We start from the raw sequence: 1,047 nt of genomic DNA on the forward strand, positions 1-1,047 counted from the left end.
GTGATGGCGACCATGAGGATGACGCCGATGACCGGCGACACTGCTTCTTCATTCTGTGCGAACTGTTTCATCGTTTTCACCTCCAGACCTCCTCAGAGGCTGGATATCATAATGTGCCGGGACGTACGATATAAATGTGCTGATTTGAATCTGACTTTGACTGCATATTATATTCAAATTTAGAGAATAAATCGCGGGATATCCGGGAGAAATCTCCGGAGAGGTACGGGCACCGGCGCCGTGCCGGAGCGGACGGGACAAAGGAGAAGATTTGAGGCCCCATGTCGAATCCGGGGCAATTCCGCGTGCCACCACGATAACCGGCCGCACAGCGGATCGTTCTCTCTCGCAAAAGAGGAGTGGAGACGTGCGGGAAGATCGCGTCATCATCATGCAACGATATATAATGATATGTATTTGGGCACGTGTTTCATGGTATCCAGAACCTGAAAAAAATTCCAATTATAGTTATATTCTCGTTTTTAAATGAAATTATTCCACATACGGGAAGCCACCCCTGCCGCACTGCCACAGGGGGTCCACCGACCGGCGGCCCCGGCGGTCGGGGACGGCATGGACGATAGCACCGTCGATGAAGGTCTTTGCCGCGACAAAGGCGTCCCTGAGGGGCATGCCGCGGGCGAGTCCCGCCGCAAGGGCCGCGGAGAAACAGCAGCCCGTACCGTGGACGGCATAGGGGTGGCGAAGGCCGGAGAGGACGACCTCGCCTGTCGCATCGATGAGGATGTCGGTCGGTTCGCTCCTCAGGTGACCGCCCTTCACGATCACGGCACCGGCGCCCATGGCGAGGATCGCCCGCCCGGCCTCCCGCATCCCATCAACTCCCTCGATAGGAAAGCCTGCCAGCACCTCAGCCTCGGGGAGGTTTGGCGTCACCACCGCCGCACGGGGGATCAGGTCGGCGACCAGGGCGGCGACCGCGTCCTCCGCAAGCAGGCGGGCGCCCGAGGTCGCCACCATCACCGGGTCGATGACGAGCGGGACACCCGGGGGCAGGGCGGCGGCCACCGCGTGGATGACCCCGGC

Annotated in this window: 1 protein-coding gene; it reads right to left on the minus strand. The window is 60.2% G+C overall.

Annotation, left to right across the window (positions count from 1 at the left end; translation table 11 throughout):
- Positions 1–492: 492 nt before the first annotated feature.
- The coding region (locus tag Q0520_RS01045) for a PfkB family carbohydrate kinase (RefSeq protein ID WP_298665551.1) at positions 493–1,047 on the minus strand (555 nt) is incomplete at its 5' end.

This window comes from uncultured Methanofollis sp. (assembly GCF_937919355.1).
Lineage (GTDB): Archaea > Halobacteriota > Methanomicrobia > Methanomicrobiales > Methanofollaceae > Methanofollis.